The organism is Clostridium sp. RTP31139st1_H3_RTP31139_211217 (genome assembly GCF_040227035.1).
Taxonomy (GTDB): Bacteria; Bacillota; Clostridia; order Clostridiales; family Clostridiaceae; genus Clostridium; species Clostridium saudiense.
This window is the reverse complement of sequence record NZ_JBCOAB010000027.1, coordinates 24,773-44,098: the sequence shown is the minus strand read 5'-3', so window position 1 is coordinate 44,098 and position 19,326 is coordinate 24,773. Positions and strand designations below refer to the sequence as shown.

The window sequence follows — 19,326 nt, the reverse complement described above, 5'->3', positions numbered from 1 at the left end:
CTAAAGAATTCCTTAACTAAGTTTAAACACTTTCCTCATATAAATTTAGCTTACCTATTATATTTTATTATAATGCACGAAATAATAGAGGCTATAAATTTATAACCTCTATCAAATCCACTTAATTATCCAATATACTTAAAAATCCCCTCACCCAAAATATAACCAGCAGAAATAAATACTCCATTCCATATAAATATCCCACATGCTGAATATATAGTATATTTTAAGAAATCCATTTTCAGTACACCAGCTGGAATAGCTATGATTGTTCTTGCTACCGGTATTAATCTACTTATAAATACCCCCATATGGCCTTTATCCTTTAAATACTTTAACTTTTCATCTATGTAATCCTTCTGTTTTGGAAATTTATTAGTATATTTTTTTAAAAGAAAGTTTCCACCGTAAAACCCTAAGAAATATAAACACCAGCTTCCTATTACTCCTGCAATAACTGAAAGAAATAAAACAAATGGAAAATTCATATTTCCTCTTGATATCCATAAACCAGCTAATGGCATTATTATTCCTGCAGGAAGCCCTGGTAAATTTAAATACTCTAAAAATACAATTACAAATATAAATATTACTCCATACTGAGCTAAATAATCCAATATACTATTCACATCCATCTGTTAATTCCTCCAATTTTATCCTTTAACCATTATATTAATTTTATAATACTATTTAAAAATAAAGAAGATAATTATAATAATCTAAAGAAATTCTTAAGAATTTAACTTCTTTCATAATAAAATATATAAAATAAGAAGTCATTACATTAATAATGTAATAACTTCTTATTCAAGTTAAAACTTATAATATTATATAATCGAAAATCCATTTTTATAAATAATATTAATTACCTATTTTTAGATCATTGATTAATTTTTGTTTTTCAAAATATACTGGTAACTCCACAATAAATGATGTGTATTCTCCAACAACACTTTCAGCATATATTTTTCCTTTATGCTCTTCAACTATGGCTTTAGCTATAGAAAGTCCCAAGCCATATCCACCTGTTCCTCTATCTCTAGAATTATCAACCCTATAAAACCTTTCAAAAATCTTTTCTAAATGCTCTTTTTCTATACCTTCACCAGTATTTTTAACTTCTAATCGAGCCTTATTCTTTTCTATATTAAGAGACACCATAATTTTTCCATTTTTATTTGTATATTTAATTGCGTTATCCATTAATATACTTATGAGCTTTTTAATTTGATCCTTTTCACCATTAATAAATATATTATCATTTATATTCTCTTCTAAAACTAATCCTTTTTCAAAAATTACTACTTCAAAAACTAGTAAAGCATCGCTTAAAATCTTACTTAATTCAAACTTAGTTACTTCACCCTTTTTCTTATTAGCATCAAGGTTAGCTAATGATAACATTTCATTAATCAAAGTAGACATTCTACTTGCTTGAGAATCAATATAATTAACCCATTTTCCTTGACTTTCTATAGTTTGTTGCTTATTTTCCTTTAATATAGATACATTAGTTTTAATAATAGTTAGTGGTGTCCTAAGTTCATGAGATGCATCTGCTATAAATTGCTTTTGCTTTATAAAAGTCTCTTCTAATGGCTTAATAGCTTTATTAGTAAAATAAATACTTATTATAAATAATACAATTAAACTTAATGATCCTACTCCAAGAAATATTTTTAATAAATTTCCTAGTACATCTTGCTGGAATGACTTACTTATTAGTACTATTATGGTTCCACTACTAATACTCTCTTTTAAATAAGCATAGCTTTCTCCATCAATCTTAATACTATCCATCTTTTTAGAGTTATTAACAACCTTTTCAACCATTGCATGAATATCTAAATCGTCAGTATTTAACCTAGAAGTAACATTAACAATTTCATTTTTTGTATCTAAATCTATTTTTATTGACATATCCATCTTATTATCTTTTGGTGAAGGCTTTTGCTGCTGTTGTGGTGACATTATATTATTCCAAAGTTGCATTTTCATATCATTATTTAAACTATAAGCGGTAGATACATATATTGTCCCAAATATACCTACAAAAACAGTAGTTAAAAGAACCATATTCATAAATATAAATTTATTTTTTAGTTTTTTGAACATTTAATTTTCCTCCAACTTATATCCGACACCTCTTACAGTTGTGATACCAGTATTTGAGTTAACATAATTAAGTTTCTTTCTTAGAAATGAAATATATACTTCTATATTGTTATATTCTGCATCTGAGTCATATCCCCATATCTTACTTATAAGCTCATCCTTTGTAACAATCGTCTTTGGTCTTTGCATAAAACATCTTATTATTTCAAATTCTTTTAGTGAAAGCTTTATACTATTACAAGGTCCTTCTAATTCATAACTTGAAATATTTAATTTAATATCTCCAACTTCTAAAATATTATCATTTATAATTTCTCCCTGTCTTCTAGTAAGTGCTCTTAGCCTTGCTAATAATTCCTCCGTTGCAAATGGTTTAGCTAGATAATCATCTGCTCCACTATCCAATCCCTTTACTCTATCTTCAATTTCTCCTTTTGCAGTTAATAAAATAACTGGTGTTTTTATATTACCTTTTCTTAACCTTTTAAGTACTTCTAATCCATTAAGTTTAGGAAGCATAATATCTAATACTATTACATCATATATATCTGTTAATCCATAATCTAATCCATCTTCACCATTATATACTGCATCAACTACATATTTATTTTTAATTAATATTTGATTAAGAGCTTCTGAAAGCTGTATTTCATCTTCAACAAGTAATAATCTCATTAATTTTTCTCTCCTTATATTCCCTTTATAATTCTTTACTAAAAGTCTACCACACAAACATAATTTTTAGTTAATTTTTAAGACTATTTTAAGGTTATGCTACTACTATAAAACTTGTAAGCTAACCTAAATTTAACCAAATTATAAAGCCAACCAAAAAACTTTACTATAAAATGGATGTGATTTTTTTATGAGTAAACCTAAACACGAATTGAAATATTTTATTAATACAGCTGACTATCTAGCTATTAAAAATATAATTAAATATATTGCTTCATTAGACATAAATGCTAGTTCCTCTGGAACATATCATATTAGAAGCCTTTATTTTGATAATTTTAATGATAAAAGTGAAAATGATGCTATTAAATTTATAAATAACTCAGTAAAAAAACATGTAGTTAAATCTAAAACTGTTTCTGCAAATTCAGGAATTGAATTAACTATAGAAATTAGATTAAAAGAAATGTCTACACAATTTGTAAATGAATTAAGCCATATTTCAGGAGTAAATAACGTTGTTTTAGTTAGCTATAATGGCGAATATATGAGCTAAGCTAATAGGTGGTGAAAAAATGATTTCAAATAAACATTTTAATATAATTGTTGCTTTATTTATGGTAATAGCTCTTTGTTTCTCATCACTTATTATGCTATTACCCAAAAGCAGCACTTCATCTACTTCAATAGAACAACCAGATTATATTACTACAATCTTTAATGATGATTCTGTAATATAAATAAATATTGAAATGGATGAAGATTCTTGGCAAGAAATGTTAGATAATGCTGCTTCCGAAGAATATACCGCTGCTAATATAACTGTTAATGGAACTACCTATAATAATGTAGCCATCAGACCTAAAGGAAATTCTAGTCTATCTCAACTTGTTACTGATGATTCGACCGAAAGATATAGTTTTAAAATTAAACTTGATAAATATGTTGATGGTCAAACCTTAGATGGACTTAGCAAGTTAGTATTAAATAACAATATGTCTGATACAACTTCTATGAAGGAATATTTATCTTATAAACTACTTGATTCATTAGGCATACCAACCCCAGCCTGCTCATATGCTCATATAACAGTTAATGGTGAGGAATGGGGGTTATATCTTGCTGTTGAGCCTATTGAAGAAGAATTTATTGAAAGAAATTATGGCTCTATTGATGGTAATTTATATAAGCCCGAAAGTGATAACGTAGCTATGGGTGATAAAGACAATAATGAAAATAAAATTATGGATAATAATAATTTTTCTCCTTCAGAAAATACAACATCAGAAAATAATAACAAAACTACAATAGATAATTCTATAGATATGCAAAATCAATCTAATATGAATAATGGAGATTCTAGCGGACAAATGCAGATGCCTCCTGATATGAACACTGGAAATTCTACTGGAGAAATGCAGGCACCTCCTGATATGAATAATGGAAATGCTTCTAGAGAAATGCAGACACCTCCTGATATGAATAAGCAATCCACTAATGACTCTACAAATCAACCTCAAATACCTAATGGTATTGGTGGTGGAATTGGTAGAAATTCTAATGGTGCTAACCTTGTATGGAATGGAGATGATATTTCAAACTACTCTGCTATTTTTGACAATGCTATTTTCAAAACTACAGATAGCGATGATTATACTAAAATATTAGATATGATCGAACATCTTGATAGCCTTGATGATATAGAGTCATACTTAGATGTTGATGAAGTGCTTAAATACTTTGCTGCAAATACATTCTTAGTTAATTTAGATAGTTATGTTTCTAATATGAATCATAATTACTACTTATATGAAAATGATGGTATAGTAAGTATTTTACCTTGGGATTATAACTTATCATTTGCAGGATTCCAAGCTGGTTCAGCTTCAAATGCAATTAATTTTCCAATTGATTCACCTGTTTCTGATAGCTTAGAAGAAAGCCCTCTAATAGGTAAACTTTTAGAAGTTGATGAATATAAAGATATTTACCATCACTATTTAAATGAAATAGTTGAAAACTTCGTTAATAACGGCACTTTAGAAACACTAATAACTAAAACTGATTCATTAATAAGTAGCTATATTCAAAATGATGCTACTGCATTTTATACTTACGATGAATATAAAGCTTCACTATCTAACTTAATTAACTTTGGTTATGATAGAGCAACTAGTATTGCAGCTCAACTTGATGGTTCTCAACCTTCAACAAATACTGGGACTATAGAAACTACAGTAGATTTAAGTGCTATGGGACAACAAGGTGGCGGAAATGAAAAAGGTGAAATGAATAATATGAGAGGTTCATCTGATACTACTCCTCCCAATGCTGATAGTTCTACTCCACAATCAGATAATACAACTGAAAGTAGTATGAATATACCTAATAGTAATACTACAAGTAATTTCCCAGGAAATATTAGTAGTAATACTTCGGATTTAGATCCTTCAATTATGATGCAAGCAATGCAAATTATTCAAAGTTCCGAAGATGGTAGTATTACAGATTCAATTAAAACCGAATTATTAAATTTAGGTTTGACTAATGAAGAAATAACACAACTTTCATCTATTCAAATACCTAATCAAGATAATAACGGTATGCATGATATAAAAAATAATAATTTAGCAATGGGGCCAGGTAATATATCTACTGATAATACTAATTTAATAATCACTCTTTCATCAATTGTATTATTAGTAATAGCATTAGTTTTTGTATCATTCTTCAAGAAAAGAAAATACATTAGTTAATAGTTATAGTAACGAAGAAAATAATTTAGTTTACTACATTAATACAGAAAAATTGAAATATTATATTGAAGGGAATATTAAAATTGAGCCATAGAATTTAATAATTGATGGAAGATAATTTGCGTTAAGAAGATTATATGTTTGAAGCCGATAGGCAAGTTTATAATCTTTAGCAAATTATCTGAAATCAATTATATAAATTCAAAGCGAGATTTCACTGATTCCCGGAAAGATAATATTTTATTTTTTCGTTATTTTATGTGTAAACTATTTAACGCTCTTAACTTCGTATTCTTGAAATCTGTATTTTTGTCCTGTTGGATTAACTTTTCCTTCTGGAACCTCTTCAACAAACATATCGTAAGGTCTTACAAAAAGCCCACACTCTCCATATAATGCTCTATATAAAACCATAGTTTCTTGAGTTTCTGAATGTTTCACAAAATCCTCAACTAAATATAAATCGCCTTTAAAATGTCTAAATATTTTTCCTTTTAAATTAGATATATCTCTCATATTTTTTCCTCCGTAAGTAAACTTTTATTAAAATTAAAAGAAACAGTCTGCTATTAACAAACTGCTTCCTCTATTATATCACTATTTTTTATTTCAGTATTTACTTCATCTTCGTAAATTAAATACTTTCCATGAACCTTAATAAAATAATCTCCACAAAGATACAATGGATATATAAGCCATATCATAGCCACATTTACATCAAATTTATATTTGGCCCAAATAATTAAAACAGCTACAAATGAACTAACAACTAAAACTCCATTATTAATAATTAATTGTTTTATATCATTAATTTTTATAACCCTTAAATTAATCACAAATAATATAATTGTAAAAATTGAATATAATGCTGATTTTAATAAGTTTTCTATATTATAAATATCAACTCCATACTTTTTCATATAAAGCACATATTCAATCTTTTCCTTATATTCTTTTCCCATCTTACTCCAAAAATCAAAGTCAGACCACTTATTTGGTATCATATCCAATGGAATTGAAATTTTAATATTTGTAACTTTAAAAAATATAAATACAAAAGTCAGTGCCATAATAATATATATACCTACTAAAACTGGTTTATTTCTTGATTTAAATAAGCTACTTATTACTTTAATTAAAATTAATACTAAAGCAATTATTGGAAATATCATTGATATAAACTTAGCTAACATATAATATACATTACCATTAATAGCTAACTCTGAAATTCCAAATCTCATTTTGAAATCTTCTATTTTATTTAAAGTAAAATCAGTACCATCTATTGTTAAACCATCTAACGCTTTCATCGAATCATCTGGAATCTGAATAATCATATTTGATTTAGACCCCTTTAAAATTCCTCTTACAACTAATGTTCTATCATTATAAACAATTTCTCTACCTATACAGTTACTACTTCCAAATAGCTTATAAGATGTATCATTATCTATTAAACAACCTTCCAAATCATCAGCAAATAAATTAGATCCCTTAACTAATAAATTAGATGAACCTTTTATAGCTAACACATTTAATTCACTTGCACTTTTCCCTAAATCTAGGTTAGTGGCAGATTGTAATGATTCTTCTGCCCATCCTACTACAGCTAATTCCTTTTCTGATTCTTTTATACTATTGACTAATTCTAAATTATACTTATCATTTTCAAAATAAAAGTTTAAAGTTTTATTGTTACTTTCTATATTATTTGCATAACCTAAAGATATTCCCCAGCACATAATTAAAGCAAACATAAGAATTATTCTAACTATGTGCTTTAAGTACCTTATCATTCAGTCTCCAGGCGAACTCTATCGCCATCTTCTACTGTTTTATTACTATCAATTATTATTTTATCATTTCTTCCTAATGATCCATCAGATACTGCTGCATATTCTCCGTCTCTCTTTTCAACTTTAACATCAACCTTCTTGGCAGTTAATTCTTCACCAAGTACAGTTTCCTTTTCAGTAACAACTAAAATATAATAACTATCCCCATCACCTTGTCTTAATGCTGCTAACGGAACACATGTACCATATTTTTTTGATTTACTTGAAACTATTATTTCTCCACTTTCATCAATTTCGCCTATTCCAACTGGTAAAACAACTGTAACTTTTAAGGTATCTGGATTATCATCATTTTTTGAAATAGAATCAATAGTTAAATTTTCAATAATTCCTGATGAGCCCAAATTTAAAGCAACTGTTTGTCCTTGTTTTACTAATGTTCTATTACTTTTATCAATTTCTCCAACAAATTTATATCCCTCGTTCTTATCTGCAATTGATGCTATAGTATCAGTAGTAACTCCTCCATTTTCAGCTACAACACTAGTAACTATTCCTTCTTTTTCAGAAACAATCTTTCCACTAGCATCTAGTAAAGGCTGAAGTTTTGCAAGTTCCTTATTATATTCTTCAATTTTAAGAGAATCTTTTGTATCTTGAAGTGACCTATCTAAATCAACGGTATCATTAGAATCTGCCACTGCTGAATTATATAGTTCTTTCTTTGATTCATAGTCAGCCTTTAAACTTTCCTCCATCATTGAATCTTTTTCTTCTTCACTTAAATTATTATAATTATCTAATGCTTGCTTTGCTGTATTCATTTCATTTAAAGCAGTTTGTACAGCCTTCTTTTTAGTGTTTATAGCCTTGTTGTAATCTTCCGTTGCACGTGATAAAGTCTTTTGTTCTTGTTCAATATTCTTTTTAATTTCATCAACTTTAGCTTGTAAATCATCCTTATCAAGTTCAACTAAAGTATCTCCAACCTTAATACTTGACCCAACACTTATATTTACATAATCAATCTTAAGTCCCTCAACGACTGAAATCTTTTCTTCTCTATTTTTAGCTACTACTCCTTTAGCCTTAACTTCATCTACTATTGTTTTTGACTTAGGAGTATCAACTTTAATTCTTGGTATAGTCATAGAATCTGCAGCTCTAGATAACATAGTGCATCCTATCATCAATACCAAAAAAGCAAATAAAGCTTTTACTGCTTTTTTTTGCAAAGTATCTTTTCCTTTTTTTATATATTTAAAATTTATAATCTTTTTAATCTTTTCATTTTTACTCATAAATTATCATTCCTTTACTGCTGATGCTGCAATACCTTGCTCTAAATAGCTTTGTCCTGCAAAAAATACTATTATAGCAGCTATTAATGTTACAGCAGATGCTGTAAATGCTATATCAGCATTTTCTAAAGTAATATTGGGTAAATAAATCGATAATGGCCATAATGCCTTATCTTTTAAGAATGTAAGTGGTTGTTCTATTAAATTCCAGTATTCTAAAAATTGTAATACTACTGCAGACATTATGCCTGGCATTCCTAAAGGAACACCTATCTTTGCAAAAATAACAAGTTCACTAGCCCCGTCTATTCTTGCAGATTCAATAATTGACTCTGGTATATTACAGAAGAATCGATACATTATAAATACTGAAAATGTAGAAAATATAGCTGGTAATATAATACTTGCATGACTGTCAAGTAAATGCATTGTATCTAATACTAAATAACTTGATAGCATAGTTACTTGGAATGGCATTAACATTACAACTATATAAATAGTAAATAATACTTTCTTAAATGGGAATTTATATCTAGCAAATCCCCAAGCTGCTGGAATTCCAAACAAAAGTTGTCCAGCTACAGAGAAAAATACTATTTTTACTGAATTCCAGAACATTACGAAAAACTCTGGAGTATCTAATAATAACTCTATATATGATTTTAGTGTTGGATAGCTAGGCAATAACCCCCAGCTTACAAATCCTTTTCCTTTTTCAGATAAAACTGGCCCTAAATAAGCTGTTAATTCATCTACTCCCATAAATGATCCTGCTAATAAAAATATAACTGGGAAACACATAAATATAGATATAGCAACTAATATAATAAATAATATCTTTTTCTTCATTGTATAAATCACCTCACTCTAATCTTGCTTTTCCCAAGCTCTTTGTAATAGCATAATTAAAACAAATATCACAATGGCCATAAGAACTGAAGCTGCTGCCATTTTATCAAACGATAATTCTCTAAACCAATTATTAAACAAATGTTGTAATAAGTACATACTCTTATCTGGATAATCACCAGCAACCAAGTATGCTTCTCTAAATACTTTAAAAGAATTAAGAAGTGATAAAACCGAAACTGTATATAAAGTAGGCTTTAAACAAGGCAATGTAATCTTCGTGAAACATTGTATGTTATTAGCACCATCAACTTTAGCAGATTCATATATTTCCTTAGATATAGAATTTAATCCTGCTAGCCATAAAATTATATTATAGCCAAGATTCTTCCATATATAACTAAATACTAATATCCAAAAAGCCCATCCTGTACTCATCCAATCTTGGCCAGCAATATTAAACTTATCTAAAAATCCACTTAAGAATCCATTTTGGTTAAAAACAATATTCCATATTAACACTACTGATGCAATTGGTACTGCCATTGGTATTAAAAATGCTGTTCTAAGTACCTTTGATGCTTCTGTAAATTTATTTAATGCAACTGCTAATAATAATGATAATGTTAATAATAACGGTATACATATAAGTACAAATCTTATTGTATTACTTGCGGCTAACTTAAAAGCTGCATTATTGAACACTTCAACATAGTTTTGTACTCCTGTGAATTCCCTTGAAATTGCACTTTGGAAAGATCTAATAAATACATCTAAGAAGGGAAGCAATGTAAAAATTGCTACCCCTATTAAACTTGGTAATACAAAATACAACCCTGTATATTTTGTCTTTCTCTTAATCTCTTCTTGTTCAACTTTTTTTGTCTTTGCTTTTCCTATTTTTTTTAATTGCTTTATTTTATTTTCTTTTAACTCTTCCATATTACTCCGATAAGTATAAATCCAAGTTATCTACAACTGTATTTATAGCATCCTCTAAAGATATTTCCCCTTGTGCATATGAATCAAATTGTTTTGCAACTTCTGTTAATAAAACCGTATTTACTGTAGTTCCAACATTTAAGCTTTCTATTTCACCTTTTAACTTACTTACATCTTCATCATTAGGTAATAATATATTTACTTCTTTTGAATTTCCAAATTCATCAGACCATCCCCTTGTACCTTGAGTATAATGATTTGTTGCTTCATCAAGCTCTAATTCATATCCTTCTTCCTTCATCTTTTCGATAGAAAAGGCATCATTAAATTTATTTACATTTATACTAAATCCATCACTAGAATATCTATCATTAGAGTTACCATTAAGTAATGAAGTTACTATTTCTTTTGCTTGGTCTTTATTTTTTCCTTTTGCATTAATTCCAACTATGTTAGAAGGAATAAATATATTTTCTTCTCCTCTAGTTAAAACTTTATAACTAATTTCCGGAGAGTTATTTAATACAGTAACCATTGTTCCATAATCATAAGTTCCAGAAAGCCCACCCATAGCTAATGATGATGATCTATCAAATAAGAATGAATCTGCATAAATAGTTGGATTTAAATAATACTGTAAATCATATACTGCATATAGATCCTCATAATCTTCTTCACTATATTCTCCATCAACATCTTCATCAATGTACTCTTCACTATCAACACTCATATCAAAATCTTCACTATATTCCTCTAATTGTGAATACTTATCTTCCATAGTTTTCATATATGCTTCTTCATTAGTTTGAAGATAGCCATACATTTCATTAGCTTTTGTAAAGAAATTATTTAATGCTTCTTCATTTATTGTATTATCATCATTTAACCAATCATTACCGTATAAATAATATAATAAATAAACTAAAGATCTCGGACTAAAATAATTCTCAAATATCCTTTTATCTGTTTGTGTAGATAGTTTTTTAGTTAATTCAACTAATGAGTTCAAATCTGAAACCGAATCTATATCTTCCTTATTACCTAGTAATATTGGATATTTAAAAGATGTTGGTATTTGATATATCTTTCCATCATTAGTATATGCATCAGCAATATTCTTAAAGATTGTTCCATCTTCAACTAAAGGATTTATTATATCACTCATATCTTCTAATAAACCTTTTTCTATATATGATTCTGCAGTTAATCCATCTAAAATTACGACATCTGGACCATTTCCAGCCATTATTTCTGTATTTAAAGTTTTAAGTGCATCTGATTGAGTTGTCCCATCACCATAATTTAATCCAATTTCATATTTAACATATGTATCTGGATGTTCTTTAGCATAGCTTGAAATAGCTTGTCTTATTGTATAATTTTCTAATAATGAGTAAACAACTAATTGATTTTCAGGAACTGAAGGAATATCTGGATCATAAGTATAATTAATAACTGATAATCCACTATTTGACCAATCACTAAATACAGCTAAGAAATTTTTTTCACCTTTTTCAACAAAGCCCATTAATTGACTTTCATTATCCCCAAAAGTAGAAATTGCACCATCTATAATCATATCTGCTTTTTCACTTTTCATATCATAAGCATATAAGCCTAAAGTCGTATAATAGTAAAGTGTATCTTTGCTTCCTGAATTAACAAAAGTCGGATAATAATTAGAATTTTCTCCTAAAGCCTCTTTTTCTAAAGCTTTTAAATTTCCTTTTTCTTTACCATTTGTAATATCATATTCAATAATTGCATCATATGAAGTTGTAATTAATGAATCTCCTACAAATACAAAATTATCTATATAATCGCTACCTTCATAAACATATTTTTCTTCAAATGTTTCTCCATCAAATTGAACAACTAACTCATTGTTACTACCAGCTGAGAAAAATACATCTCCATTAGGTGCACATTTAAAAGTATTATATCCCCATGACTCTTCACCATCATTATATGATTCAAGATCTAAATCAATATCAGTTATAGTTCCATCAGTTTCAATAACTGCATACTTAAATTCTGGCTCTTCATAGCTATAATCTCCCTCATTCATAATTTCACTATCTTCACCTTCAGTAGCTAATGAATCATCAACCGCTCCTTCATCTTCTGATGGTTCAACATATGGATCAGCAAAATAATAAGACACTAAAATTCTTCCATCATTTAAATATCCAATATTATTTGTATATGTTTCCTTGCCTTCTTGTTTCGGCAATTCTATAGATTCATTTGTCCAAGTTTGTCCCCCATCTTCTGATATAAAAGCACTTTCTTTAGAAGTTTCTTCTGAATAACCAAACATTGCTATTCTTCCATCTTCTAATGTTGTTAGATTCTGAGCATATCCATTTGTTGGCGATTCATATCTTTCTTCAACATATCTTCCCATTGAAGATTTTCCGCTCCCCTTTGAACACCCTGTGATACCAACAGCTAATGTAAACGATAAGGTAATAGCCATTATTTTTTTTAAATTTTTCCCCATATTTGCCTCCAGTAAATTTTATTATTTTACATTTTATTCTATAATAACACTTTTTAATATATTTTAACATATTATTCTTTATTTTTAACATGCTAATAAATTTCTCTTTATTATTAGACTTCCACATTTACTAAAAAGTTCCATATAAATCTTATAATATAATAATTAATATTAAGTTAATTAAAACTTAATATTTTCTTACAATTATTTTCAACAATTTATGAAAACAAAAAAAGCCAGCTTTCGCTAACTTTTATATTGCCCATTTTTTATTACCTGTAAATGAAACATTTAACCATTTATTATAATCAATATGCTTTATAGCATCATTTATTTCTTCTCTTACATTATCCATTTGATCTAAAGTTTTAAGCTTACTATCTTTATTATAAATAAAATCTATTTCAATTCTAAGTTCACGTCCAATTTTAGAAACTCTTGTTATAGATTCTTCAAAATTGTACTCTTCTTCAATTTCTTTAACTAATACATAAATATCATCATTTATTTCATCATCTGCTTTTACGCATATTACTTCTTTAAAACTCTCTATAAATCCTTTTAATGGAATTCTAATACAAATTAATGAAACAATTATTGTCATTCCTGGATCTATATATGGATTTAAGAAATTTAATTTAGTATTTGCTAATACCATTGCAACTAAAAACGCTACTAATACAGCTGCACTTAATGCTGTATCCATAAACCATTGAGTACATTCTGCTTTGATAAGTTCTGAAGATAATGCTTTTGCTTTTACTTTCATATAGTAAGAAATTCCCACACATCCTACAACCGATACAATCGAATATATAAGTGCTAATCCAAATTCTAAACTATTACCACCACTAGCTATTGTTTTTACAGCTTCAATTAATGAATATAAACACATAATTGCAATTATTAATGATTTTATAGAAATAACTATTGGTTCTAAAATATGTTTACCAAAAGGAAATTTTTCAAAATCTCTTTTAGCCATATATTTATTAATATATAAGGATATCATTGATAAAATTACGCTGATAAATGAATATAATCCATCGAATATAATCATATCAGAATCTATCGCTCATCCCCAAGCAATACCAAATAGTGCAAAGAATAACGCACCTACTACTGATATTTTTAATATTTTATTCTCTAGTTTCATTATTCTCACCTCTATTCATATATAAAATTCTAAATTTAAAAAACTAGACACTATTATAATACAGCAATCATGTCAATTTTGAAATGATTAAAATGCTATAAAATTGCAACTAATATATGCATTTTACTTCATTACATTTTTGGTAAATAGCTTAAATGTACCTATTTTATTATTAAAATGTACCTATTTTAATATTTTTTTAACATTTTATTATTATTTTTAGTTATTTTAAATCTAATTTGTTTTATATTTTGGTATTTTTACTTCATATATTTTTTATTATGATTCAAGATATTTTAATCATTATTACTACCACGTAACTATTTTTATTAGCCTCTTCAAATTAGTAGTTGATTATTACATTCCGCTTTCTAATATTACTACCTAGATTAATATTATATTTATATATAATATTAATCTGTTACATTGTACAAATTAAGTATATAATATCAATTGGAACTTATAGCTAATTATTTTTTTCTATATCAAAGTACCAAAAATAACATTAATTTAATAAAGGAGCTCATTTATAATGAAAGAATTATTTGATTTATTCTGGACCTTTTGTAAAATTGGAGCATTAACCTTTGGTGGAGGATATGCTATGCTCCCTTTAATCCAAAGAGAAATCGTCGAAAATAAAAAATGGTCCACTGAAAAAGAAATTCTTGATTACTACGCTGTTGGGCAATGCACTCCAGGCGTAATTGCAGTTAATACTGCAACTTTTATAGGATATAAACTGAAAGGAATTATAGGTGGCATTATAGCTACATTAGGTGTTGTATTTCCATCATTAATAATAATACTTATAATTGCAGCCTTTCTTCAAAACTTTGCTGACTTAGCCATAGTACAAAGTGCTTTTGCTGGCATTAGAGTTGCTGTTGTAGCATTAATTATAACCACAGTAGTAAAACTACTAAAATCATCAATTAAAGATTATTTATGTGCAATCGTAGCAATTTTAGCTTTTATCATTTCTGCATTTTTAGGTCTATCTCCTGTTTATGTAGTAATAGCTGCTGGGTTAACAGGATTTATTGCTAAAGGTTTAAGAGGTGAAAAGAAATGATATATTTAACTTTATTTTTAGAATTCTTTAAAGTTGGTTTATTTTCTGTAGGTGGTGGACTTGCAACAATTCCATTTCTATCAGAACTTGCTACAAAATACAATTGGTTTGATCAAAAAACTCTTATGGATATGATTGCAGTATCACAATCAACTCCTGGTGCTATTGGAGTTAACATGGCAACATTTGCAGGATTTAAGGCTTCTGGAATACTTGGAGGTATAATTGCTACATTAGGTCTTGTTACACCATCTGTAATAGTAATCATCATAGTCGCTCATTTCTTAAATAAATTTAAAGAAAGCCGAACTGTTGAATCTATATTTTACGGGTTAAGACCTGCTGTTGCAGCACTAATTGCGGCTGCTGGTTACGAAGTATTTAAAGTATCAATTTTAGCTTTTGATAAGTTTAACATAACACATAAAATAATAGATATAATCAATATTAAATCTACAATTTTATTAATTATATTATTATTCGCAATTACAAAATTCAAAAAACATCCTATTGTTTATATTGCTAGCGCAGCAGTAATTGGAATAATTTTTAAATTTTAAAAAATAACATTGTCCCTAATAAAACATATACTATATTAATTTTAATATAGTATGGTGGTGAATTTATGAAAGCCGATATCGTATGTGAAGGTGGTGGAGTAAAAGGAATTGCCTTATTAGGGGCAATTTATTATTTAGAGGAAAAAGGATATACATTTGAACATTTTGCTGGTACTTCAGCTGGTGCTATAGTAAGTTCATTATTAGCAGTTGGCTACACAGGAAAAGACTTAAAAAACATGTTACTAAACATAAATTTTACAGACTTCTATGAAAAAAACAAACTTACTCTTCTTCCCTTCATAGGTCCTACAGTTAGTCTATTTAAAAACAAAGGACTCTTCTCAGGAAATAACATAGAAGAATATCTCAATAATCTATACAAAGCAAAAGGAAAAACAAAATTTAAGGATATAGCCAAAAATGGTGAAAGTCCTCTTAAAGTTATAGCTTCAGATATTACAAATAAAAGACTTATAGTATTACCTGATGATTTAAAGGATTATAATATAGACCCAATGGAATTTAATATTGCTAAAGCTGTAAGAATGAGTATTAGCCTTCCTTTTTACTTCAATCCAGTTATATTAAAAAATGGAAAAGAAGCAAGTTATATTGTGGATGGTGGAATACTAAGCAATTTTCCTATATGGCTTTTTGATGTTGAAGGCACTCCTAAATGGCCTACATTTGGATTAAAACTTCTTAGTGATAATGATTTAAAGAAAAATCATCCTAATAATAGTAATTTAATAACTTACTCTTGTGATCTTATTGACACTATATTAGCCAATAGCGATGAAGCATTTTTAAATAATAAGGATTCTGTTAGAACAATAAAAATACGAACCTATAACATAGGCACAATTGATTTTGCTATATCAAAAGATCAATACTTAACACTATTTAATTCTGGATATAAATGTGCTAAAGAATTCCTTGCCAAATGGAACTTTGACTCTTATATCTCTAGATACAGAAGCGACAATAGAGGTCACTATTATTATTAAAATTTATATTTATCTAATAAACTACAATAATTTAGTTAATTGTTGTAGTTTATTTCTCAATATTTATATATAGAGAAAATATTTTTTATAACCTCCTCTACTAAATGATCATATTATATAAATAAAATTACTTATCAGGAGATTAATATGACCTCTATTATCCTATATGGATTATCCATTTTTTTATTAGTTTTATCCTTTATAAAAGATAAACCTAAAACAAAGAAGGCATTAATTAGTGCATTAAAATCCTTTGAAAATATTATGCCTCAATTTCTTTTTATTGTAGTTACTGTTGGTATATTACTGGCTTTTCTTAGTGCTGATACAATTTCAAAAATCATAGGTGCGAATTCTGGATTTTTAGGTATAATTCTTTCAGCAATTCTAGGTTCAATTACAATGATGCCAACTTTCGTGGCTTTTTCACTTGGTAATACCTTACTGTCAAGCGGTGCTGGATATGCACAAGTTGGTACTTTAGTATCAACACTTGTTCTTGTTGGTTTAATGACGTATCCACTTGAATCGAAATATATAGGCAAGAGAGCTGCTTTTCTTAGAAATTTCATAGGATTTATTTTTTCAATAATAGTAGGACTTTTATTAGGAAGGATTATGATGATTATATGAAAGTTTTAATTAAATTTATAAAACGATACAGATCATTTTTTATTTCTTTAATTTTTCTCATTATAATTTCATTTTTTAGTTATAACGTATTTTTAAAGGTAATTAATAGTGTAACATCAAACATACTACAAATGCTATCAGTACTACCTCCTATAATGCTAATGCTTGGATTAATGGATGTATGGGTTCCAAGAGAAAAACTTATGAAATATATGGGCAATAAATCTGGAGTTATTGGAATAATTCTAGCAATGCTAATTGGCTCTGTAGCAGCAGGCCCAATGTATGCTTCATTTCCATTTACAGCTGTCTTAATAAAGAAAGGTGCAAAGTTCTCAAATGTAATAATTTTTATGAATGCTTGGTGTTTGACTAAAATCTCAACATTACTATTTGAGTTTTCTGCATTAGGTTTAAAATTTACCTTAGTTCGATTAATTATAGATATCCCTGGAGTTCTGATTATGAGCTACTTCGTTAGTTTATTAACCCCTAAAAATGAGCTTGAAAAAATATATAACGAAAAATAAGCACATAGATTAACTTATCTATGTGCCTACATTTATTTATATATATCCGAAAACTCTATAGAACATTTTTCTACTTTTGATTTTGTTAAATCTACACTTTTTACATTCTCAGTAGCTACGGTTTTCTTTGGAAGACTAATTATAAATTTACTCCCCTCATTTACCTTACTTTCTACCCACACTCTACCTTCATGCATTTCTACAAGTGATCTTACTAATGATAATCCTATTCCACTTCCATTAAAGTTTCTTGTAAGTTTATTGTCAATTTGTTCATATCTTTCAAAAATCTTGTTAATTTTTTCCTCTGGAATCCCTATTCCAGTATCTGAAACCGTTATATATACATTTTCTTTATCTGAATAAATATTAACTGATATTTTTCCATCAGCTTCCGTATATTTAATTGCATTAGATAATAAATTCAATATTATTCTTTCAATTTTATCCGGATCACATGCTATTATCTCTTCTTCAACTTCAGTATCAAATACAAGTTCAATTCCTTTATTATTAACATATTCTAAAACGGACATCGTTATATCTTCTACCACACTAACAATATTATAGTTTCCTAGCTCAATATCATAATACCCATAGTCGATTTTACTTATATCAATAATATTATTAACTAATCTAAGAAGTCTATAACAGTTTTGTTTAATTGAATTCATATATCTATCTAAATTGGCACCTTCAATTGAAATTATACTTTTATTTTCAATATTTTTATTTATTACTTGCATTGTAGCTAAAATAATATTTAATGGTGTCTTAAATTCATGTGATATATTTGAAAAGAATTGACTTTTTATACTTTCTAATTCAATTGCTTTTTCATAAGCTATTTTTTCTTCCATAATTTGCTTTTTCTCAGTTATATCCCTAGCTGTAAGTATATATACCTCACTTTCTTCAACATATCTACAATTATTTTCTATCCATCTATAACTTTCATCCTTGCATTTAAATCTAAGCTCTAATCCCTTAATTCCGTTTTTAATATTTGAATTTCTTATATATGCTAAAACTTTAAATACATCATCTTCATGAACAAAATTGCTCCACTCTGATAAAGTAAGTTCTTCTTCACTCCATCCTAAAAGTTCTTTGCAACACTTACTTACTTTTTTAATTTTCTTGTCAGTACCTATAATAGCCATAAGATCAACTGATATTTCAAAAAAATATTCTAGTTGGTCATTTCTATCTAATCCTAAAAGATCTTGCATAATCTCTCGATCCCCCCCGTACCATCCTCAATACTTCTTAATATTTACTAATATACCCTCTTTAAAACTTTCTAAATACATTATACATATATTTACTTTTTTCTTCAACCTTTTTTTACCAATTATCTTATTTTTTTCTTTTTTTGTGTATTTTTATTAATATAAATAATAATTAAAATTTAATTTCCATATT

19 protein-coding genes are annotated in these 19,326 nt (G+C 27.6%); 8 read left to right on the top strand and 11 right to left on the bottom strand.

Annotated elements, in window-relative coordinates; genetic code table 11:
* Positions 1 to 125: 125 nt before the first annotated feature.
* The 3 genes from ABUA17_RS11960 to ABUA17_RS11950 all read right to left on the bottom strand — a co-directional run bounded on the left by ABUA17_RS11960 (position 126) and on the right by ABUA17_RS11950 (position 2,790).
* Complete coding sequence (locus ABUA17_RS11960) at positions 126 to 635, bottom strand: DedA family protein (protein ID WP_042397869.1); 510 nt, start codon at positions 633 to 635, stop codon at positions 126 to 128.
* Positions 636 to 861: 226 nt separating this feature from the next.
* Complete coding sequence (locus ABUA17_RS11955) at positions 862 to 2,115, bottom strand: sensor histidine kinase (RefSeq protein ID WP_195951322.1); 1,254 nt, start codon at positions 2,113 to 2,115, stop codon at positions 862 to 864.
* Complete coding sequence (locus ABUA17_RS11950; protein WP_042397875.1) at positions 2,116 to 2,790, bottom strand: response regulator transcription factor; 675 nt, start codon at positions 2,788 to 2,790, stop codon at positions 2,116 to 2,118.
* A gap of 190 nt (positions 2,791 to 2,980) precedes the next feature.
* Between ABUA17_RS11950 and ABUA17_RS11945 the strand changes: the two genes are divergently transcribed.
* Genes ABUA17_RS11945 through ABUA17_RS11935 form a run of 3 tightly spaced genes read left to right on the top strand, consistent with a single transcriptional unit; the run spans position 2,981 to position 5,546 of the window.
* Positions 2,981 to 3,346 (top strand): VTC domain-containing protein, encoded by a 366-nt coding sequence (locus ABUA17_RS11945; protein ID WP_243275942.1) that lies wholly within the window; start codon positions 2,981 to 2,983, stop codon positions 3,344 to 3,346.
* Positions 3,347 to 3,365: 19 nt separating this feature from the next.
* A complete protein-coding gene (locus tag ABUA17_RS11940; RefSeq protein WP_349818035.1) occupies positions 3,366 to 3,530 on the top strand; it encodes a hypothetical protein in 165 nt (54 codons plus the stop codon).
* Positions 3,531 to 3,542: 12 nt separating this feature from the next.
* Positions 3,543 to 5,546 carry a CotH kinase family protein gene (locus ABUA17_RS11935; protein ID WP_349818036.1) on the top strand — a complete coding sequence of 668 codons (2,004 nt, stop codon included), beginning with the start codon at positions 3,543 to 3,545 and terminating at the stop codon, positions 5,544 to 5,546.
* 267 nt (positions 5,547 to 5,813) lie between these two features.
* Here the strand turns inward: ABUA17_RS11935 and ABUA17_RS11930 are convergent, their stop codons facing one another.
* The 7 genes from ABUA17_RS11930 to ABUA17_RS11900 all read right to left on the bottom strand — a co-directional run bounded on the left by ABUA17_RS11930 (position 5,814) and on the right by ABUA17_RS11900 (position 13,997).
* On the bottom strand, positions 5,814 to 6,062 hold the full coding sequence (locus ABUA17_RS11930) for a DUF1653 domain-containing protein (RefSeq protein ID WP_042397880.1): 249 nt from the start codon (positions 6,060 to 6,062) through the stop codon (positions 5,814 to 5,816).
* Between the two features lie 53 nt (positions 6,063 to 6,115).
* Complete coding sequence (locus ABUA17_RS11925; protein WP_042397884.1) at positions 6,116 to 7,342, bottom strand: ABC transporter permease; 1,227 nt, start codon at positions 7,340 to 7,342, stop codon at positions 6,116 to 6,118.
* Positions 7,339 to 8,643, bottom strand: a complete 1,305-nt coding sequence (locus tag ABUA17_RS11920; RefSeq protein ID WP_042397886.1) for an efflux RND transporter periplasmic adaptor subunit — start codon at positions 8,641 to 8,643, stop codon at positions 7,339 to 7,341. Before ABUA17_RS11920 ends, ABUA17_RS11925 begins: the two co-directional genes overlap by 4 nt.
* 6 nt (positions 8,644 to 8,649) lie before the next feature.
* The gene (locus ABUA17_RS11915; protein ID WP_195951324.1) at positions 8,650 to 9,492 is read right to left on the bottom strand and encodes a carbohydrate ABC transporter permease; all 843 of its coding nucleotides are present in this window, start codon (positions 9,490 to 9,492) and stop codon (positions 8,650 to 8,652) included.
* Positions 9,493 to 9,510: 18 nt separating this feature from the next.
* Complete coding sequence (locus ABUA17_RS11910; RefSeq protein WP_078061312.1) at positions 9,511 to 10,434, bottom strand: carbohydrate ABC transporter permease; 924 nt, start codon at positions 10,432 to 10,434, stop codon at positions 9,511 to 9,513.
* A 1-nt stretch (position 10,435) separates the two neighbouring features.
* On the bottom strand, positions 10,436 to 12,937 hold the full coding sequence (locus tag ABUA17_RS11905) for an ABC transporter substrate-binding protein (protein WP_195951325.1): 2,502 nt from the start codon (positions 12,935 to 12,937) through the stop codon (positions 10,436 to 10,438).
* Between the two features lie 253 nt (positions 12,938 to 13,190).
* The gene (locus ABUA17_RS11900) at positions 13,191 to 13,997 is read right to left on the bottom strand and encodes a cation diffusion facilitator family transporter (RefSeq protein WP_042397895.1); all 807 of its coding nucleotides are present in this window, start codon (positions 13,995 to 13,997) and stop codon (positions 13,191 to 13,193) included.
* Positions 13,998 to 14,625: 628 nt separating this feature from the next.
* Here ABUA17_RS11900 and ABUA17_RS11895 point away from each other — a divergent pair.
* The 5 genes from ABUA17_RS11895 (at position 14,626) to ABUA17_RS11875 (ending at position 17,901) form a co-directional block, all read left to right on the top strand.
* Positions 14,626 to 15,168 (top strand): chromate transporter, encoded by a 543-nt coding sequence (locus ABUA17_RS11895; RefSeq protein WP_042397896.1) that lies wholly within the window; start codon positions 14,626 to 14,628, stop codon positions 15,166 to 15,168.
* On the top strand, positions 15,165 to 15,728 hold the full coding sequence (locus ABUA17_RS11890; protein WP_042397900.1) for a chromate transporter: 564 nt from the start codon (positions 15,165 to 15,167) through the stop codon (positions 15,726 to 15,728). The genes ABUA17_RS11895 and ABUA17_RS11890 overlap by 4 nt, the downstream gene beginning before the upstream one ends.
* 65 nt (positions 15,729 to 15,793) lie before the next feature.
* A complete protein-coding gene (locus ABUA17_RS11885; RefSeq protein ID WP_042397902.1) occupies positions 15,794 to 16,738 on the top strand; it encodes a patatin-like phospholipase family protein in 945 nt (314 codons plus the stop codon).
* 147 nt (positions 16,739 to 16,885) lie between these two features.
* Positions 16,886 to 17,371, top strand: a complete 486-nt coding sequence (locus ABUA17_RS11880) for a hypothetical protein (protein WP_042397904.1) — start codon at positions 16,886 to 16,888, stop codon at positions 17,369 to 17,371.
* Positions 17,372 to 17,379: 8 nt separating this feature from the next.
* Positions 17,380 to 17,901, top strand: a complete 522-nt coding sequence (locus tag ABUA17_RS11875; protein ID WP_042397929.1) for a permease — start codon at positions 17,380 to 17,382, stop codon at positions 17,899 to 17,901.
* A 32-nt stretch (positions 17,902 to 17,933) separates the two neighbouring features.
* On the opposite strand, the gene ABUA17_RS11870 is transcribed toward ABUA17_RS11875, so the two are convergent.
* The gene (locus ABUA17_RS11870; protein ID WP_195951326.1) at positions 17,934 to 19,133 is read right to left on the bottom strand and encodes a PAS domain-containing sensor histidine kinase; all 1,200 of its coding nucleotides are present in this window, start codon (positions 19,131 to 19,133) and stop codon (positions 17,934 to 17,936) included.
* Between the last annotated feature and the right edge of the window lie 193 nt (positions 19,134 to 19,326).

What these genes read in the sequence shown, in the direction of transcription:
- ABUA17_RS11955 (WP_195951322.1), bottom strand. Translation starts at nt 2,115, where the DNA reads ATGTTCAAAAAACTAAAAAATAAATTTATATTTATGAATATGGTTCTT.
- ABUA17_RS11960 (WP_042397869.1), bottom strand. Translation starts at nt 635, where the DNA reads ATGGATGTGAATAGTATATTGGATTATTTAGCTCAGTATGGAGTAATA.
- ABUA17_RS11905 (WP_195951325.1), bottom strand. Translation starts at nt 12,937, where the DNA reads ATGGGGAAAAATTTAAAAAAAATAATGGCTATTACCTTATCGTTTACA.
- ABUA17_RS11925 (WP_042397884.1), bottom strand. Translation starts at nt 7,342, where the DNA reads ATGATAAGGTACTTAAAGCACATAGTTAGAATAATTCTTATGTTTGCT.
- ABUA17_RS11915 (WP_195951324.1), bottom strand. Translation starts at nt 9,492, where the DNA reads ATGAAGAAAAAGATATTATTTATTATATTAGTTGCTATATCTATATTT.
- ABUA17_RS11885 (WP_042397902.1), top strand. Translation starts at nt 15,794, where the DNA reads ATGAAAGCCGATATCGTATGTGAAGGTGGTGGAGTAAAAGGAATTGCC.
- ABUA17_RS11895 (WP_042397896.1), top strand. Translation starts at nt 14,626, where the DNA reads ATGAAAGAATTATTTGATTTATTCTGGACCTTTTGTAAAATTGGAGCA.
- ABUA17_RS11930 (WP_042397880.1), bottom strand. Translation starts at nt 6,062, where the DNA reads ATGAGAGATATATCTAATTTAAAAGGAAAAATATTTAGACATTTTAAA.
- ABUA17_RS11910 (WP_078061312.1), bottom strand. Translation starts at nt 10,434, where the DNA reads ATGGAAGAGTTAAAAGAAAATAAAATAAAGCAATTAAAAAAAATAGGA.
- ABUA17_RS11870 (WP_195951326.1), bottom strand. Translation starts at nt 19,133, where the DNA reads ATGCAAGATCTTTTAGGATTAGATAGAAATGACCAACTAGAATATTTT.
- ABUA17_RS11945 (WP_243275942.1), top strand. Translation starts at nt 2,981, where the DNA reads ATGAGTAAACCTAAACACGAATTGAAATATTTTATTAATACAGCTGAC.
- ABUA17_RS11890 (WP_042397900.1), top strand. Translation starts at nt 15,165, where the DNA reads ATGATATATTTAACTTTATTTTTAGAATTCTTTAAAGTTGGTTTATTT.
- ABUA17_RS11935 (WP_349818036.1), top strand. Translation starts at nt 3,543, where the DNA reads ATGGATGAAGATTCTTGGCAAGAAATGTTAGATAATGCTGCTTCCGAA.
- ABUA17_RS11920 (WP_042397886.1), bottom strand. Translation starts at nt 8,643, where the DNA reads ATGAGTAAAAATGAAAAGATTAAAAAGATTATAAATTTTAAATATATA.
- ABUA17_RS11940 (WP_349818035.1), top strand. Translation starts at nt 3,366, where the DNA reads ATGATTTCAAATAAACATTTTAATATAATTGTTGCTTTATTTATGGTA.
- ABUA17_RS11880 (WP_042397904.1), top strand. Translation starts at nt 16,886, where the DNA reads ATGACCTCTATTATCCTATATGGATTATCCATTTTTTTATTAGTTTTA.
- ABUA17_RS11950 (WP_042397875.1), bottom strand. Translation starts at nt 2,790, where the DNA reads ATGAGATTATTACTTGTTGAAGATGAAATACAGCTTTCAGAAGCTCTT.
- ABUA17_RS11900 (WP_042397895.1), bottom strand. Translation starts at nt 13,997, where the DNA reads ATGATTATATTCGATGGATTATATTCATTTATCAGCGTAATTTTATCA.